15 protein-coding genes are annotated in these 16260 nt (G+C 48.6%); 3 read left to right on the top strand and 12 right to left on the bottom strand.

Annotated elements, in window-relative coordinates; translation table 11 throughout:
* Positions 1–9 precede the first annotated feature (9 nt).
* Positions 10–1596: a DUF4153 domain-containing protein gene (locus E0698_RS06530; protein WP_192511006.1), complete on the bottom strand. Its 1587-nt coding sequence runs from the start codon at positions 1594–1596 to the stop codon at positions 10–12.
* Positions 1597–1742: 146 nt separating this feature from the next.
* Here E0698_RS06530 and E0698_RS06525 point away from each other — a divergent pair, with 146 nt between their 5' ends.
* Positions 1743–3482, top strand: coding sequence for an ABC transporter substrate-binding protein (locus E0698_RS06525; RefSeq protein WP_192511005.1), 1740 nt, complete (start codon positions 1743–1745; stop codon positions 3480–3482).
* A 206-nt stretch (positions 3483–3688) separates the two neighbouring features.
* On the opposite strand, the gene E0698_RS06520 is transcribed toward E0698_RS06525, so the two are convergent.
* Entirely contained in the window at positions 3689–5089 is a 1401-nt protein-coding gene (locus E0698_RS06520) for a helix-turn-helix domain-containing protein (RefSeq protein ID WP_192511004.1), read from the bottom strand.
* 172 nt (positions 5090–5261) lie between these two features.
* Entirely contained in the window at positions 5262–6392 is a 1131-nt protein-coding gene (locus E0698_RS06515; RefSeq protein ID WP_238353885.1) for a hypothetical protein, read from the bottom strand.
* Between the two features lie 259 nt (positions 6393–6651).
* On the opposite strand from E0698_RS06515, the gene E0698_RS06510 reads away from it, so the two are divergent.
* A complete protein-coding gene (locus E0698_RS06510) occupies positions 6652–6906 on the top strand; it encodes a DUF6953 family protein (protein WP_134911902.1) in 255 nt (84 codons plus the stop codon).
* A gap of 42 nt (positions 6907–6948) precedes the next feature.
* On the opposite strand, the gene E0698_RS06505 is transcribed toward E0698_RS06510, so the two are convergent.
* Entirely contained in the window at positions 6949–7914 is a 966-nt protein-coding gene (locus E0698_RS06505) for a WYL domain-containing protein (RefSeq protein WP_192511003.1), read from the bottom strand.
* Between the two features lie 109 nt (positions 7915–8023).
* Here E0698_RS06505 and E0698_RS06500 point away from each other — a divergent pair, with 109 nt between their 5' ends.
* Positions 8024–8983 (top strand): Gfo/Idh/MocA family protein, encoded by a 960-nt coding sequence (locus E0698_RS06500; protein WP_192511002.1) that lies wholly within the window; start codon positions 8024–8026, stop codon positions 8981–8983.
* A gap of 62 nt (positions 8984–9045) precedes the next feature.
* On the opposite strand, the gene E0698_RS06495 is transcribed toward E0698_RS06500, so the two are convergent.
* From E0698_RS06495 to nikB, 8 genes are all read right to left on the bottom strand, one after another.
* Positions 9046–10062, bottom strand: a complete 1017-nt coding sequence (locus tag E0698_RS06495; protein WP_192511001.1) for an asparaginase — start codon at positions 10060–10062, stop codon at positions 9046–9048.
* Between the two features lie 228 nt (positions 10063–10290).
* A complete protein-coding gene (locus E0698_RS06490; protein ID WP_192511000.1) occupies positions 10291–11058 on the bottom strand; it encodes an amino acid ABC transporter ATP-binding protein in 768 nt (255 codons plus the stop codon).
* A 4-nt stretch (positions 11059–11062) separates the two neighbouring features.
* A complete protein-coding gene (locus tag E0698_RS06485) occupies positions 11063–11779 on the bottom strand; it encodes an amino acid ABC transporter permease (protein WP_192510999.1) in 717 nt (238 codons plus the stop codon).
* 30 nt (positions 11780–11809) lie between these two features.
* A complete protein-coding gene (locus tag E0698_RS06480; protein ID WP_192510998.1) occupies positions 11810–12619 on the bottom strand; it encodes a transporter substrate-binding domain-containing protein in 810 nt (269 codons plus the stop codon).
* 140 nt (positions 12620–12759) lie between these two features.
* Positions 12760–13569 (bottom strand): nickel import ATP-binding protein NikE, encoded by an 810-nt coding sequence (gene nikE, locus E0698_RS06475; RefSeq protein WP_149094334.1) that lies wholly within the window; start codon positions 13567–13569, stop codon positions 12760–12762.
* Positions 13570–13607: 38 nt separating this feature from the next.
* Entirely contained in the window at positions 13608–14438 is an 831-nt protein-coding gene (locus tag E0698_RS06470; protein WP_192510997.1) for an ABC transporter ATP-binding protein, read from the bottom strand.
* 19 nt (positions 14439–14457) lie between these two features.
* Positions 14458–15288 carry a nickel ABC transporter permease subunit NikC gene (gene nikC / locus E0698_RS06465; protein ID WP_192510996.1) on the bottom strand — a complete coding sequence of 277 codons (831 nt, stop codon included), beginning with the start codon at positions 15286–15288 and terminating at the stop codon, positions 14458–14460.
* Entirely contained in the window at positions 15288–16232 is a 945-nt protein-coding gene (gene nikB, locus E0698_RS06460) for a nickel ABC transporter permease subunit NikB (RefSeq protein WP_192510995.1), read from the bottom strand. Before nikB ends, nikC begins: the two co-directional genes overlap by 1 nt.
* Positions 16233–16260 lie beyond the last annotated feature (28 nt).

Here is a 16260-nt window from a genome sequence, read left to right as displayed (position 1 = left end):
AAGCACCTCTCATTCCAAAATATAGTCGTGCAGCTTGCGCTGTGCCCGATATTCAGCCCAATTGAACGCAGGCCATGCCGTTTCTTCCCTCGTCATGCTCGTCAGGCGAGCTTGTAAAAATCCATCCATCGCTCCGTGTTCCTTACGGCTAAATTCAATCAGCAGCGGAATAGCATCCGCCGATAGCCCACTCAAATATTCCTTATCGATCACCGAGGTAGTGCGATACCGTTCGAGATTATTTTCAGCAATCCGTACATCAATGCCCACATAATTCACGACGACATAGGCCACCAGAGCGAGCACAATATAATATTTCGCCAGCGGAAGCTGACGGACATGAATACGCACCGCTGCAATGAGCAGCAACAAGCCCAGAAAAATCATAAACGCGTGTACCAGATAACGGGTATACGTATATCCGTAGGCCTCTTCGTACATAACCAGCCGGGTATAGCCCGAATACAGCATTACACCCGAGCAGCCCACGAGTACATACAGCAGGCCGTTGTTCATTTTTAGCAATAGATTTGAGCCGAATTCAGTCCACTTTAACACACTGATCATCAGGACAAAGTTGATACCTGTCACCATAACCAGCTCCCCGAAGCCCCTTCTCGCATATTCTGCATACGAGGTTCCTTCGGGCAGAGCGCCTTCCCATGCACCAAACAGATATCCAAACTGCAACACGACGAACACAACATACACCAGATTCATAACGATCAGCACCGTAGCGGTAATCACAGGATCAAACTTGATCGCGACCGGCTCGTGGTAAGGCACTGCTGATTTGTTAATCATCACTGAAGAGTGACCATCATACTCGGCGGTTTGACCATTCGTGCGCTCGTCTAACCCATGCCATGACTGAACTTCTCTCTCCGTATTACGCGGAGCAGGCTGTACAAATCCCCACAAATAGCAGAAAAAACAGAAGGTAAAAAAACAGGTCCAGATTAGCCGCAGCATTCCGCTACCAAATGACAGCGTGCCGATCCATGAAGGTATACCCGATAACAGTTCCTCGAACATCCCATCCGCTGATGCCAGCAGAGATATAATGATGAACAGCAGCGGCAGGGCGATCAGCAAACCGACTATCACTTTCCCCAATACGCGCTTGCGCTCATCTTTTACATTCCTAAAGGCTGCTGTCTTGAACATCCGAAACGGAGTCACAATATGCCGCAGATTTTGATAAAACAAATGGCTTAACGCCTGCCCGATGATACCGGGTTCCGACCAGCTATGTCTCTTCTCCCCGAGCAGCATCACCATATGTACACTAATCAGAGCAGGTAAAGCCAATGCATTTAGCACATATAGAACTGGATTATCGAACAACACATATGTCAGTGACAGCAGCACAACCACGGCAAACAGCAATCGCCCCATCCACGAGTCAAGCTGGATACGATCCCGGTTATAGACATACATATAGGTATAGAACAGAATGACAAAAATCGGCAGAGACACGCCCAGTGCATGCCCGTAAAACAGATATTGATGAACCAGTGCCAACACAATCGCGGCAGCAAAGGCGGACAGAAACGACGGTTTCGGCAAAGACGTTCCACTCAACTTGTCATGCATGGTAAATACCTCCACAAATATGCTTTATAACCCTTATTGTAGATGATAAAATAAGAAGATAAAGAGAAATTAATCGACGTTAAATTTCCTATTTTATATATACGACTGCACTTTAATCATCCACAGGGGAAACGGAGCAACCATTTATGAAACTTCATGCCCAATTTTTACGGCTTCACTCGCACACTGCTGACGACAGGGACGAGAACCTTACGATAGAGACTACACTGGATGAGCTGGCGGCTATTTTTGACTGTACCCACCGCAACGCCTTGATGATCATCCAGAAAATGGAGCAACATGACTGGATACAGTGGACTCCCCGCCGAGGCAGGGGCCGCCGCTCCAGCCTGCGTTTCCTGATTCAGCCGGAGGACATTGCGGTGCAGTCCATGATGCAGGCTATCGACCGCCACGACATCAAACGCGCGCTAGATGAAATCCGGACCCATTCGCGTTCATCCACGATGCAGGAGCATTTGCAAGGCTGGCTGCTGAACTACTTCGGGCATCATGCAGAGGTTCGCAGCGATCAGCAGCAGATCGACACACTGCGTCTGCCCATTCGCCAGCAGTTGTATACGCTGGACCCACTGTACATGAACTGGCTCGCGGAGTCCTTCGTATCCAGCCATGTCTTTGACGGGCTGGCCCGCCGGGCAAACGAGAGCGGTGAGATTTTACCGGGACTGGCGCACGCTTGGGAAGTAGATGCTACCCGTACGCAATGGACCTTTTTCTTACGTAAGGAAGTGCTGTTCCATAACGGCAAAATACTGACTGCCGAGGATGTCGTCTATACCTTTGAGCGGCTGATTCGCGCGCCAGGACGGAGGCTGTACCATTTTATCGTTCGGCAGATCAAGCAAGTACAGGCGCTAAGTCCGACAATGGTACGTTTCGAACTGAAGGAACCGAACGAGCTGTTTCTCTCCTTCCTGTGTACCAGTCGTGCCGCCATCGTACCCCGTGAGCTGAATCAGGCGGGTGAAGCGGCCTTTGGTATCCGCCCTGTTGGCACAGGGGCTTTCAAGGTCACGGAGATGAACGAGAGCTTATGCATACTGGAGGCATTCGCTCCTTATTTTCAAGGCCGCGCTCATCTCGACCGGGTGGAAATTGTTCAGCTCCCGTGGGCGGCCAAGCCAGAATCGGCGGCAGATACCACAGATACGGCTTCGCCTTTTCATATCATCCACAATCCCATATTGGCCGGGAACACGGATACTGCATGGAGTCAGATTCACTCAGCGGCTTCAGTGCGTAAATTTATCACATGCAATACGCATAAGGATGGGCCGTTACGTAACCCGAAAGTGCGCGCCCGAATTGTCGCGTGCCTGGATCATCGCAGCCTCCCTCCGATGGTGAATGTTGCCGACGATTCGTATGAACCCCCGGCAACATTGCAAATTGCGACCATTCCCGAGTATAGAGCTGATGCAGACCGGGTCGCGGCCCAACTGGAATCGTGCGGGTATACCTGTAACATCGTGGCCGCATCCATGAATGAATTTAAAAGCTCCTCTATCCGTATGGAGTCGGACCTGATCATCTTTTCTCTGTTTCGTGACCGTGATGAGCAATTGCGCCTGTTCGATCTGTATCTCAATGTATCCGGGCATGTCGAGCCGCATAGCCGCGTTGATATCGAAAGACTGCTGCGAGATATTGCACGAGAAGCGGATCATACGGTCAGAGCGCGTCAATTCGAGCATATCGAAACCCGACTTATTCATGAGCACCAGCTCCATATCTTATATGAAAAGCCAGTTCAGACAGCATATCTTCCTTCCGTGCGCGGCGTTTCCTTCAACAGTCAGGGGTGGGTGGATCTGCGTCATGTCTGGTTCCCGCCTGCTCAACCGCAAATATCCAAGCCTTAATGGAAAAGACTTCATTCGCGAGTGTTCCGCCACAATAAAAAAGGTATCCTCTTTTACAAGAGAATACCTTTCATGTGCTACCCAGCCTAATTTAAGCAGAAGTATCCCGGGATGAAAATGACCAGCCACCCATCCCGTGACTGTGAGCTCCGCTAGGATCCTCTACAGGGGGAGCAATGGGTGAAGAATTCAGTATGATAAAAAAATTAAACGCGAGCAGAATAAAAATGATCTTTTTTATCATTAAAGTGATCTACCTCTCTAAGTAAATTTTTATATTCCTCCGTCTCCTCAGGCGAGGCAGTATGCCGGAATTTCTCAAATAAACCTACACATTTAATCGTTACAGGATTACCATTCAGCACCACGGAATAGGACAGGCTTTCCAACAGAAATTTCATACCTTTCGCATAGCGCTTATTATCGAGATCGTAGCAAGCCAGCTCCGCCAGAAAACGCGCATAGAGATCGACTGATACCTGCTCCGTATAGGTGCCCACCTTGGTATGGTGATCCGCAAATGCGGCAATTTGTTTCTCGAAACGTTGCAATACATCGTCCACATTAAATTCATAACGGTTTGCGGCCAGCATGATTTTGAACAATCCCATCAGAATCTCGCCTTCGTTTCTTTCCAGATAGGCCACATACTGTGGAATGACGTCCAGTTTACCGGACATAAGCCGATACAGATATCCGTTAGCCTCAGCCCAGTTGCTACACTGTTCCTTCAAGCGGCGTGCTTCTTCCGTATCCTCCTGCACCCAGCTTAGATCAGCGTATAGGGAGACATATTCCAAAGCCTTTTCGTAATCCCCTCGTTCGTCACAAATACCGGCACGCAGCACGTAAGAATATACAATATACATAAACAAAGGACCCTTTGTTTGCTTGTCACGCTCTTTTTTTCTGTTTTTTCCATATTTTTGTTCATACTGCACTTTAGCCCTGCGACACATTTTATCAGCTAATGCTTCTACTTTATCCCAACGCCGCAGCGAAACATAAGTATTAGCCAAATCTTTTAATGCATCCAGTTGATCCACTTCACCCAATCGATCTACAAAGCTTTCAAAGTGTGTGGCGGCCCATAAATTTTCGTCCTGATCATCACCGACAGCGATGGTAAATAACCGATACTGGCAGAGGGCCAGACGCTCGGAATGTTGATACTTCTCGCTTTCCGAGACATTTTTATAGATGATAGCCGCTGCCGCAAACTTGCCTTCTCTGAACAATTCTTCTGCCGTCTCAAACAAGGCCGGAGCGTAAATCAGATAGTCCATCATGAACTCCACAACTTGTTCCATACAATCCAGCTTGTTCAGCTCTGCACAGCGGTACAAAAATGGGCGAACCCGCCGCCAATTCGGTGCCGTATTCCGTATAAATTCTTCAATGTACAGCTCATAGAGACTTCCCTCTTCAAGCCCCATGCCTGCCGCGATCCGATCCAATAGCAACATCGCAATCGGCCGATTGCCGTTGATAATGGCACTAATCGTTCCTGCGTTAATACCCGTGTTCTCCCCAAACTTACTAATCGTGATTCCTTCACGTCTGATATACTGTTCCAGCTCTGCACGAATCGTGGTTGTTTCCTTCAAATCAGGCACCCCCAGGGATTACTTGTATGTTTACAATTCAAAAAAAGAAAATTCCCGTGAATATTCCCTTAATTATACAAAATAAAACCTACTTCGCCAACTGTATAATTCATTTACTTAAAATATATCTGGACAGAGTCAACCGTTTCCTGAAATCACACGAATCACAAGCTTAACGATATGGATTGGTCAGGTAGTTCTTAGAGTAAGGTCCCTTGTCCTTGAACAAAGCATCGACGAATGATACCGGATCTGTAAGGATGGTACCGCGTCCTAAATCACGATAGCCTTTAAAGCTCCAGCCCCATGGCGCACTCGCTGCGTCTTCTTTGCCGTTATCTCCCTTAAAGGTGCCATAGCTTGACCACAATTGAATAGAAAAATCATTTCTGAGCGGCCACAGCGTATGCTGTAATGCCTTCAAGCCATAATTTATGCGTTTGGACTCGTCAAAATCAGATAAATAATTTTTCCAATAATTTTGATCCTTGCTGTTTAAATTTTGTGGTTGCACACCAGCTCCGCCCCATTCAAAAATGTAGCCACTATTCCCTTTGGCACCCTTGCCGTCATATGCCCGCAGCGCATGTCCCACATCTCCCTGAGGCTCAGTAATCGGTGCGTTATTTTGTGCGCTATAGACACGTACATGCTCACCGCGTTGATCCTTAATCGTCGTAAATCCATAGTCATAGTAGACGGAATCCTGTCCCGGCGAGTAACGGATAGCCTGATTAGAAGGTGAATACATACCCAGCTTGCCGTGGCGCTCTGCCAACAGCAGCTCCAGCTCGCCATTCGGAAACTGTGAGCGATCCACAACGGAGCCGTCTTTTCTGGTCACCCCCGGTTTACGGACGACCAGCAGCATCCCTTCCATGTCATTCTCGTGGTCTCCCAGTCCATCCCCAATCGGTCCGGCGACACCCTCCGGATCATTACGGGCGTAAAACACATCATATCCGATAAAATAATGGGTTTCCGTCTCTGCCAGAGACCAGTATAACCATGGATACAAAGGATTCTTTCCACTGGCGTAATTGTCGATATTCTCCCAGTTGTTTGTTCCGTTCCAGTCACCGTCAAAATCTACCGCTGTCGGAATATCCGTATGAGGCCCGTTGCCGACATCCTGATACAAAACAGGCGACCAGTAACCGGCGATATTCCCTTGCTCTCTGTCACTCATGGCAGCTTCAGCTTCGGGAATTGCCACCGTAGAGATCAGCAGAGTGCTCACCGCTGCAATTATCATTTTGCGGCCCAAGTTTTTTACGGACAAGCCGACAGTTCTTCTCTCCATCTTACACACCCCTTATAACATATAATTCCAATACAGCCTAACAATGATTACTATTCTAAAATATAAAAAACTAAAAACATATAGTTCATAGTATTTATTTCATAGATGTATATTTATGAATGGGGCTACTGCCGACAGATTTGGTAATTTCGTAATTTGCGTATACTATATGGAGAGTGAATGGAAAAACATTTATCTTACCATAGGTCAATATAACTATAATATGGATTATTATGGAACAAGGGAAAGGATACGACACATGGACAAAACAGACAATACCCCTACAACAGAACAGCAAATTGCAGCATGGATGGTCGCACAAATCCGTGAAGTGGGAATCTTGAAACAAGAGGACGCGATTGCATATGTACGCTCTGAGTATGGAGAGCAGTATGTGTTTATAAGTGAGCACGGTCATGTATCTCTCGAAAAGGAAATCAAAAAAGCGTTTCGTAAGCTTCATGGCGGCAAAATCGCCTGGGATCGTGACGGATTCCTCTGGGCCTGGACGTAACAAGCAAAAGCATCTGCCATAGGCAGGTGTTTTTTTGATGATTTATACATATATCTTCTGGAGTTGACTGATTTGCCCTTTCACAAAATGCCGGAGGGTTGCAGGCTCTACGATTTCAACCCGGCCAATCCAATCCATTGCTTCACGACAGGCCGCTTCATAGCTGTACATGTTTACGGTCAGAAGCAAATGGCTTCCTTCCTGTGCGGACTGGAGAATTTCCAGCCTTTTCGCTACGACTCCAGCTTGCGCCTCATTCGTCCGGAGCACAACCGGATAGTATTCTTTCTCTCTGCAAAGCTGCTTAAATGCTGCTTCTTGCTTCATCCAGTGATTTTCCAGCGAAAAATCCACAGGAACCTCAAAGAACTCCGCAGACGGCTTAACCTTAACCGCCATGATTCGCTCGCACTTAAAGGTTCGAATCTCCTGCCCTGCTTCACAAAAGGCAATGAGATACCAATTCCCCTTTTTCACCACAAGTCCATAGGGATGTACATGCCGGGAAGAACGGGTTCCGTCCGCTTTACGGTACTGAATGGTTATTTTATAAGACCCCCACACCGCAGCTCTCACGACCTCAAGGCAGGGAATCGCTACGCGCTCCGTCCACCAGGGCGTATCATCAAAATAAAACCGCGCTTTGGCCTTCCGAATATCCGACTGATAAGAGTGCGGCATGGTCTGTTCCAATTTGAGCAGCGCATTTTTTAGCTTCAAGCCCGATTCCGTTGGCCCGCCCGTATAAATGCCCATACCTGTTAAATACAGCTGAATGACATCACCGCCATTCAACTGTTTAAGGTTCGCCGTATAGCCCTCCATCAAGTAAATTCCGCCCTTCGGGCCAGTTGCGGTAACAATCGGAACCCCGGCTTCAGCCAAAAGGTCGATATCCCTGTAAATTGAGCGTACAGAGGTTTCCAGTGCGGATGCCAATTCCTTGGCCTTCATTCTTCCTCTGGATTCGATACATAATAAAATCGCGATCAAACGATGCAGTCTCACAATCATACCTCCACCATAGATGGTTAATCTGAATTGAACAGATAGTACAAAGATTGTTGACACCCTGTTGGCAATAATAGAAGCGTATCATAAGAAGTAAAGGGGTGTAATGGATGATGAATATTGGAATATTGGAATATTGGGGACGGGATTCGGTACGTATCATGCGTCACTTTTAAACAACCATGCCCAGGTGAACAGAATCGTCGTATACGGAAGAAATGAAACCAAACTGCACAAGCTGAAAAAGGAGCTAAACGTAGAGGTTACACAAAATATAGAGGATATTCTGCTTGATCCATTCGTAGACATCGTTGATATATGCCTGCCCTCTCATGCACACAGGTCACATGCCGTTGATGCGTTGAAGCACGGAAAGCATGTATTTTGTGAAACACCGGTTTGCCTTAATCTCGAAGACGCTCTCCTTATACAACAGGCTGAGCAGCAATATGGTAAAAAGGTTCTCGTCAACCAGTTCATTAAGTTTGATCCTGCCTATACCTTTCTATATGATGCTCACTGTCAACAAAAATACGGGAAACTCATTTCCTTGTCCTTGAAAAGAGAAACGCCTCCCCTATGGGGGGATCTTGGGCTAAGCGCTATCCCTACCCAGTTCATGATTCATGAACTCGATTTACTCACATGGCTGTTGGGACCCTGTGACCCGTGCGCGGTCTGGGGTACAGAGGTTGCTAATCCTGAACAGGCACAGGTTCAGGCCTATTTTCAGCATCAGGATACGTTCACAGAAGTCATCGCTTCTTCCCATATGCCGGGAGGCTACCCGTTCACGGTGGCCTATGAAGCCTATTTTGAGAAAGCCAAGCTCGTATTTCATGAAAGTGACGAAAATGACCTCATACCCACCGCATTATACGAGTACACCGCATCCGGTCAACAAAAGATCAATCTCGAACCCACCAATCCATACGAAAAAAGTCTGGATCACGCACTTGAATGTTTTGGCGGACATTCGGAATGTATGATTCCACTGGAGCAAGCCATACACTCATTAGAAATGGCTATTCAGATTCAAAATAGACTGGGGCAGGCTCAGCGTTAGCCGAGCGCCCCTGTCACCTGTCCTGATTACCTGTTCCTGTTGCGGAAATCAGCCTTCCTTCCTTACAGGGAGGCTGTATCCGTAGGCAAAGAAACCTCATCCGCATAGTTTGTGGCCATAATTTTTGCTACCCCGGCAGGGTCAGTGGTGTGGCCTAACGCCCACATCATTTTAGTTACAAGTGCCTCCGTCGTCATGTCATAACCCGGAATAACACCCTTTTCCAGCACTTTCTGCCCCACCTCGTAAATCGTCAGATCGCCGCCTTCATAAGGACATTGGGTGGTCACGACGATACTCATGCCATCCTTCATTAATTCCTCAATTTTACTAATCAGGCTTCTTTCCTTGAAGGGCACGCCACCCATGCCAAAGCCCTCAATCACGATCCCTTTATAGCCCAAGCCCTGAATGGCATCAAAAATCGCCGGATTCGTCCCCGGAATCAGCCTGAGCAGAAATACTTCTGAAGCATACCCGTCATTGTACGGATGGCGAACGGTACCGCGATTCGCAAATACGCCCTCTGTATAGATCACCTTCCCATCTTCCACGAGGCCGATGTACGGATAGTTAATACTCTCAAAAGCGTTATAGCTGCGCGTTCTGATTTTGGAGCTGCGGCTGCCATTGATGATTTTGCCGTTAAATACGACAAATACCCCCGCTACCTCGCCACAGGCGGTCAAAAACGAGTCGATTACATTTTTTTTGGAATCGCTGTGCTCGGCCAGAATGGACACCTGTGACCCCGTCACCACGACCGGCTTGTCTACGGTTCCCAACATGAAGCTCAAAGCCGAAGCTGTATAAGCCATCGTATCCGTGCCATGGGCAATGACGATGCCATCGTACTGATCGAGAGAACGATGTACCATTCGGGCGATGGAAGCCCAGTCCTCCGGTTGTGTATTCGTGCTATCAATGCTCATCAGATTATGGGCATCAATTTCACAGATTTCCTTCAACTCCGGAATTTCCGCCAAAATATTTTCAGCCGATTGGGTTGGCGTCAGGCCATTTTCCTGATAAGAGGAAGAGATCGTCCCCCCGGTATTAATGAATAGAACCTTTTTCATGTGCCCATGTTCCTTCCCGATTACATCTTCACTTTATTGTTCTTAGAATTTATCATGAATAAGTGTGATAAGCTACTTTGCAATGGTAAAGAAAAGAATTGTTCCACGTGGAATTAACCTCTAGCCTTACCTTTGCCATCTAAAATGAATAAAAGCACGGCAGGCAAGCGCAGGTTTTACTTTCTTCCTGCGACTTGCCTGCCGTGCTTTTTGCTATGGGGGGCACTCTTACAGAGATACGGGTTGCTCCTGTGGTGCTCTCTGTACCAACGCTTTGCCCAGGAACTGCCGTGTCCGTTCTTCCTTCGGATTGGTGAAAAACTGCTCCACCGGGCCTTGCTCCACGATCACACCATGCTCCATCAGCACGACCCGATCCGCGACATCCCTCGCAAAGCCAAGCTCATGCGTGACGATAATCATCGTATTGCCTTCACTCGCTACCTTTTGAATGACCGACAGCACTTCATCCACCAGCTCGGGGTCAAGCGAGGACGTCGGTTCGTCGAACAGCAGCACTTGCGGATTCAGCGCCAAGGCGCGGGCAATTGCCACACGCTGCTGCTGTCCACCCGAAAGCTGGGCAGGGTAGTAGGTCATGCGATCCTTCAACCCGACCTTTTCCAGAATGCCTTCACTGATCTCCCTCGCCTGCTTGCGGTCCAGCTTTTTGACACTGGTCAGGCCGATCATGACATTGTGGAGGGCATTCAGGTTTTTGAACAATTGATATTGTTGGAATACCATCGCCGTTGCCGTACGCAGTCCGAGAATGTCCTTTTTCCCCGCCTTGGCTGCATCCACCTTCACACCGTCGATCTCAATGACACCGCTGGTCGGCTGCTCCAAAAAGTTGATGCTGCGCAGCAATGTGGACTTGCCCGATCCGCTTGGCCCCAGAATAACCACGACTTCTCCCTTGCCTACGGTCAGGTCTATACCCTTCAACACATGATGCTGTCCAAAATGCTTATGAATTTGATGAAGTTGAATCATGCCCTTACTCACTTCTTTCGTAAATTCGAATACGCTTCTCCAGCACGACAAGCCCGCGCTCAATAATGATGCATACCAGCCAGTAGATCAGAGACACCGCAACGTATACCTCAAAAAAGGCCAGCGCACGTGCGCCCATAATTTTGGCCTGTCCCATCATATCGACAACACCAATCATAAAGATAAAAGACGTATCCTTCACCGTACTGATCAGCGTGTTCCCCAAATTGGGCAAAGCCACCGTCAACGCCTGTGGCAGCACAATTTTAAGCATAATCTGTGTTTGGCTCATACCGATGGAATTGGCAGCCTCAAATTGCCCCCGATCCACCGAATTAATCGCCGCTCGGAACGTCTCCGACAGATAACCCCCGAGATTTAGTGAAAATGACAACAATGCGAAAACCTCGGGTGGAATCACGTAGATATTTAATTGCTGTAAGAAACCATATTCGCTCTGAAAATAATATAAAAACTTGGGTATTCCATAATATACGAGAAATAACTGCACAATGAGCGGCGTTCCCCGAATGTACGAGACATACAGCGTAGACAGTTGCGCCAATACAGGCACCTTGTATATCCGAATTAACGCCGTTGCCAACCCGATAATCGTACCCAGCAGCATGGACAAAAATGCAATCCATAGCGTAACGGGGAGATACTCCACGATCCGGGGAAGGCTTTTCAGCATATAATCAAGGTCAAACAGCTTTTCCATATGAACCCCACTTTACCCTTTGCATTGTTGTTACTGAGGGATATATTCCCCGCCTGTCCATTGTTCGGACAGTTTTTTCAACGTTCCGTCCGCTTTCAGTTCTTTAATAATCGGGTCAATTTTCGCTTTCAGCTCTTCGCCCTGCTTATCCTTTTTGAACACCAGATTGATATCATCCGTTTGCACAGGATCACCTGCCGCTTCGACCTGCAAGCCTTCCTTCTTGATCGTTGCTGCCGCCATAACCGGATCATTCACATAAGCATCCACCCGGCCATTTTGCACGTCCTGAAGGTTGTCAGATGAAGTGCCCGTGTCATTGTATTTCAGAATAATTTTGTTGCCGTTCTTCGCATTATACTGCTCCAGTAATTGAGTGTAGGAATCCCCTACGGAAGCAGCTACCTTCTTGCCTTCCAAATCCTTGAGAGAGTGGATATCCGTTCTGCCTTTTTTCACAACAATGACAGATTGAGCCTGGAAATAAGATTCATCCGAGAACAAATACTTTTGCTCACGCTCAGGATTTTTGGCGACTTCATCCGCTACGACCTGAATTTTGTTCGATTCCAGCGCCAGGAAAATTCCGTCCCAGCCGGAAGGCACAAACTCAAACTTATAGCCGTCCAGCTTCTTGTCAATCTCCTTGACCACTTCCACATCGTACCCGGTCAGCTCATTTTTATCATTCGTAAAAGCGAACGGCGGGTAGTCATTTTGTGTGCCAACATAGATCACCTTATCCCCAGACGCCACTTCCTTTGAGGAGCACCCACTCAAGGCTCCGGTCAATAACACGAGAGATAGGCCAATCGCTGCAACAAAAGCAGATTTCTTCATATGTGATATCCCTTCTTAATCCAAGTAATTTAGTATGATTTTATATTATAACGGGTTATTCAAATAATACAACAGCTAAATTTAATTTCAATTACTTATCCATATGTTGCACACAAAAAAGGACCCTTGCGGGTCCGCTGTCATCCATGAAGCGGAAGACGGTCTGCTGGATGTTCAGGCAAAATGGACGAGATCAGCCGTTGCACAGCCGGATGAGTGGATTCAAAAATCCGGTCCTTCTCGTCACAGCGCTCGATCAATCTTCCCTGCTCCATCACAGCAATCCCATCACAGACAGCATAAGCCGCCCGAATATCATGCGTGATGAACAGATACGACAATCCAAACGAAGATTTCAGCTCTCCCAGCAGGGATAAAATGTGCATCTGGTGAACCATATCCAGGCTGCTGACGGACTCATCCAGAACGATGAGCTTCGGTTTGAGCGCAATCGCCCGTGCAATGTTGATCCGCTGTAATTGTCCGCCGCTGAATTGATGCGGATATTTATTCCGATCCTCCGGCTTGAGACCGACCCGTTCCAGCAGGTTTTCGACCGTTCTCTTTTGCTCCTGCACCGATAACCGTTCGTAATTGTCCAGAGGCTCTCCGATAATCTGCCCGGCGGTCATCCGGGGATTTACGGCCGAATAGCAGTCCTGAAATACGACCTGCATATCCCGTCGCAGTCCCCTGCGAACTTGTTGGCTTCCATTATAAATGTCCTGCCCCTGGAACAGCACCTGACCCTCCTGCGGCTTCTCCAGCCCCAGAATGACCTTGCCCAGCGTGCTTTTTCCCGCTCCGCTGGTTCCAAGCAACCCCAGGCAAAATCCGCTCTCTATGGTAAGCGACACGTCCGCCAGCACAGGGGGGCGTGGTTCGGAGCGACCCAGCCATTTGCGCCTTCCATAGCTATGAGTTACTTCCTTCACTTGTAGCACGCGCATTCGCTCCCCTTTTGAAAGTGTAACCGTCCAACAGGCGACTAACCGCCTGCCTGATTTATGCCCCGAAGGGACAACTTGGGTCTGGCATGCAGCAGCATTTTCGTATATTCATGCTGCGGGTGGTCGAACAACTGATGAACCTCCGCCTGCTCAACGATACGTCCCCGCTGCATGACGGCCACTTCATCCGCCATTTGGGAAATGACGCCCAGATCATGCGAAATCAGCAAAATGGAAGTGTCGTATTCCGTACGCAAGCGATCCAACTCTCTAAGCACCTGTAGCTGATTTACCACATCGAGCGCCGTCGTTGGTTCATCCGCAATAACCACTGCTGGTCGCAGGCACATGGAAATAGCGATCATGACCCGTTGCAGCATTCCCCCGCTCAACTGAAACGAATAACACTTCATCAGCTTGGTCGGATCAGGCAGATTCATGTTTTCCAAAGCCGTTATGGCAAGATCACAGGCCTGTCGTTTGGTTAATCCGGTGTGCGTACGGATCGTTTCCATAAACTGAGCTCCGATCGTATACACTGGCGTAAAAGCGCTCATCGGATTTTGCATAATAAACGCGATTTCCTTGCCGCGAATACGCCGCATCTCCTCGGCTGCCATGCCGTTCAGCTCGCGCCCGTTCAGGCGGACACTGCCTTCCACGTCCATCGTCTGGCGATCCAGCAACTGGAGCAGCGCGTTACAGGTCACCGTTTTGCCGCTTCCACTCTCGCCGACAAGACCCAGAACCTGTCCCTTTTTCAGCTCAAAATGGATCGGCTCCAGCAGAGATACCGTCCCTGCATCGGTTTTGAGCTTCACCTGCAAGCGGCTGACCTCCAGCACCTTCGACTTCGCCCCGTCATCCATCGTTGTTCTCACTCCTGTTTTACTGACGTTTGGCAATTCCGTATCGGTCGGACAGCGCTTCTCCCAATAGATTGAAGGCCATCACCACCACCAGAATCATGACGCCCGGATAGATCATTAATTCCGGATGACTGCGGATGTATCCCGTTCCCTCATGAATCATCGCTCCCCATTCAGGAGTCGGCGGTTGGATGCCCAGACCGAGGAATGACAACGCGGAAATATCCATGATCGCCCAGCCCATCTCCAGCGTACCCATGACCACAATCGGCCGCAGCACATTCGGAATGATATGCCGCCGGATAATGGCCCCTGAGGAGGACCCGCTAATCCTTGCAGCAGCTATAAAATTCCGTTCTTTCAGACTGACGACCATGTTGCGGCACATTCTGGCATAATACACCCACTGCACCATCATCAAGGCAAGCAGCACCTGCATGAGGCCCGGCCCAAAAATACCAACAATCCCCAGCACCAGCACCAGATTCGGAAACGCCATAATTCCTTCGCAAAACCGCATCAGCACACTATCGACCCAGCCGCCCAAATAACCTGCAACCGATCCAATCACGACACCAATGCTAAGCGAGGACAGGAAAATTAATGTCGCAAAGCCAAGCGAAATCCGTGCTCCATACAGCAGCCGGGACAGATTACACCGACCCAAATGATCGGTTCCCAGCCAATATTCTTTTGAAGGTCCTTCCAGCTTGTGCAGTAAATTGACTTTAACCGGATCATGGGGAGCCAGCCACGGGGCCAGCACCATAATGATAAAAAGAACCACTAGCACTATAGAGCAGACCACGATCACCTTTTGACCCTTGAACATTGTACGCAACCTTATCATCACTGCTCTGCTCGTCCCTTCGATGAAATTCGGGGGTCCATATACAAATGCACCAGATCAACGAGCAAATTGCATACGATGAACAGGCATGCCGCCAAAAACACATAGCATTGTATGACGGGAATATCCCGGTTAAATATCGCTTCCACAAAGTAACGGCCAAACCCGGGCCATGAAAATACCTGCTCGACAATAATCGTTCCGGTCAGCAGCTTGCCCAGATTCATGCCCATACCCGTAATCAGCGGGGCAATGGCAATTTTGAGCACATGCTTGAGCATAATCACCCGCTCACGAATTCCTCTGGTTCTCGCATACTGGACATATGTTTCCTGAAGCTGCTCCAATACACTGGAGCGCAGCAGGCGCGTATATAGAGCAATCAGAACCAGCGACAGGGTCAACGTAGGCAGCACCAGATGCTGCCAGGTTCCCCTGCCCTCTACAGGCAGCCAGTCCAGCCGAACGGAGAAAAAGAAGATCAACAGATATCCCAGCCAGAATTGGGGAATAGACGCTCCAAAATATGAAATCCCTCGACTGAGCATGTCGATCCAGCCATTTTTACACATCGCCGCCAGCACGCCCAGCGGGATACTCACCACGATAGATAGCACCATACTGCTCAGCGCCAGCTCGACGGTGGCAGGCAGCCGAACCTTCACCTCATCCCACACCGGCTTGTTCGTCAGATATGAAGTACCAAAGTCCAGCCGACTGATTCTTTGCAGCGTCTGTATATACTGCGTCAGCAAAGGCTGATCCAGCCCAAACTCATGTCTTTTCTGCTCCAAAATTTCCGGAGTTGGATAAATATGAGCAGCCGTCAAATAGGCCTCGGCCGGATCAACCGGTGAAATATGAATGAGTGCAAAGGTAACGAGGGTGGCAAAGAGAACAATAGGAATGACCGCTACCATTCGCTTCCCGATATAGCTGATCATGAGTTGTCCTCCTATCCTGTAAACTATC

This window comes from Paenibacillus sp. 23TSA30-6 (assembly GCF_014858585.1).
Classification (GTDB): Bacteria; Bacillota; Bacilli; order Paenibacillales; family Paenibacillaceae; genus Paenibacillus.
This window is presented reverse-complemented; position numbering and strand designations above follow the sequence as displayed.

Excerpts from the sequence above, each read along its gene's own strand:
- E0698_RS06530 (WP_192511006.1), bottom strand. The coding sequence starts at position 1,596 with ATGCATGACAAGTTGAGTGGAACGTCTTTGCCGAAACCGTCGTTTCTG.
- E0698_RS06525 (WP_192511005.1), top strand. The coding sequence starts at position 1,743 with ATGAAACTTCATGCCCAATTTTTACGGCTTCACTCGCACACTGCTGAC.
- E0698_RS06515 (WP_238353885.1), bottom strand. The coding sequence starts at position 6,392 with ATGGAGAGAAGAACTGTCGGCTTGTCCGTAAAAAACTTGGGCCGCAAA.
- E0698_RS06510 (WP_134911902.1), top strand. The coding sequence starts at position 6,652 with ATGGACAAAACAGACAATACCCCTACAACAGAACAGCAAATTGCAGCA.
- E0698_RS06500 (WP_192511002.1), top strand. The coding sequence starts at position 8,024 with ATGGATGATGAATATTGGAATATTGGAATATTGGGGACGGGATTCGGT.
- E0698_RS06495 (WP_192511001.1), bottom strand. The coding sequence starts at position 10,062 with ATGAAAAAGGTTCTATTCATTAATACCGGGGGGACGATCTCTTCCTCT.
- E0698_RS06490 (WP_192511000.1), bottom strand. The coding sequence starts at position 11,058 with ATGATTCAACTTCATCAAATTCATAAGCATTTTGGACAGCATCATGTG.
- E0698_RS06485 (WP_192510999.1), bottom strand. The coding sequence starts at position 11,779 with ATGGAAAAGCTGTTTGACCTTGATTATATGCTGAAAAGCCTTCCCCGG.
- E0698_RS06480 (WP_192510998.1), bottom strand. The coding sequence starts at position 12,619 with ATGAAGAAATCTGCTTTTGTTGCAGCGATTGGCCTATCTCTCGTGTTA.
- nikE (WP_149094334.1), bottom strand. The coding sequence starts at position 13,569 with ATGCGCGTGCTACAAGTGAAGGAAGTAACTCATAGCTATGGAAGGCGC.
- E0698_RS06470 (WP_192510997.1), bottom strand. The coding sequence starts at position 14,438 with ATGGATGACGGGGCGAAGTCGAAGGTGCTGGAGGTCAGCCGCTTGCAG.
- nikC (WP_192510996.1), bottom strand. The coding sequence starts at position 15,288 with ATGATAAGGTTGCGTACAATGTTCAAGGGTCAAAAGGTGATCGTGGTC.
- nikB (WP_192510995.1), bottom strand. The coding sequence starts at position 16,232 with ATGATCAGCTATATCGGGAAGCGAATGGTAGCGGTCATTCCTATTGTT.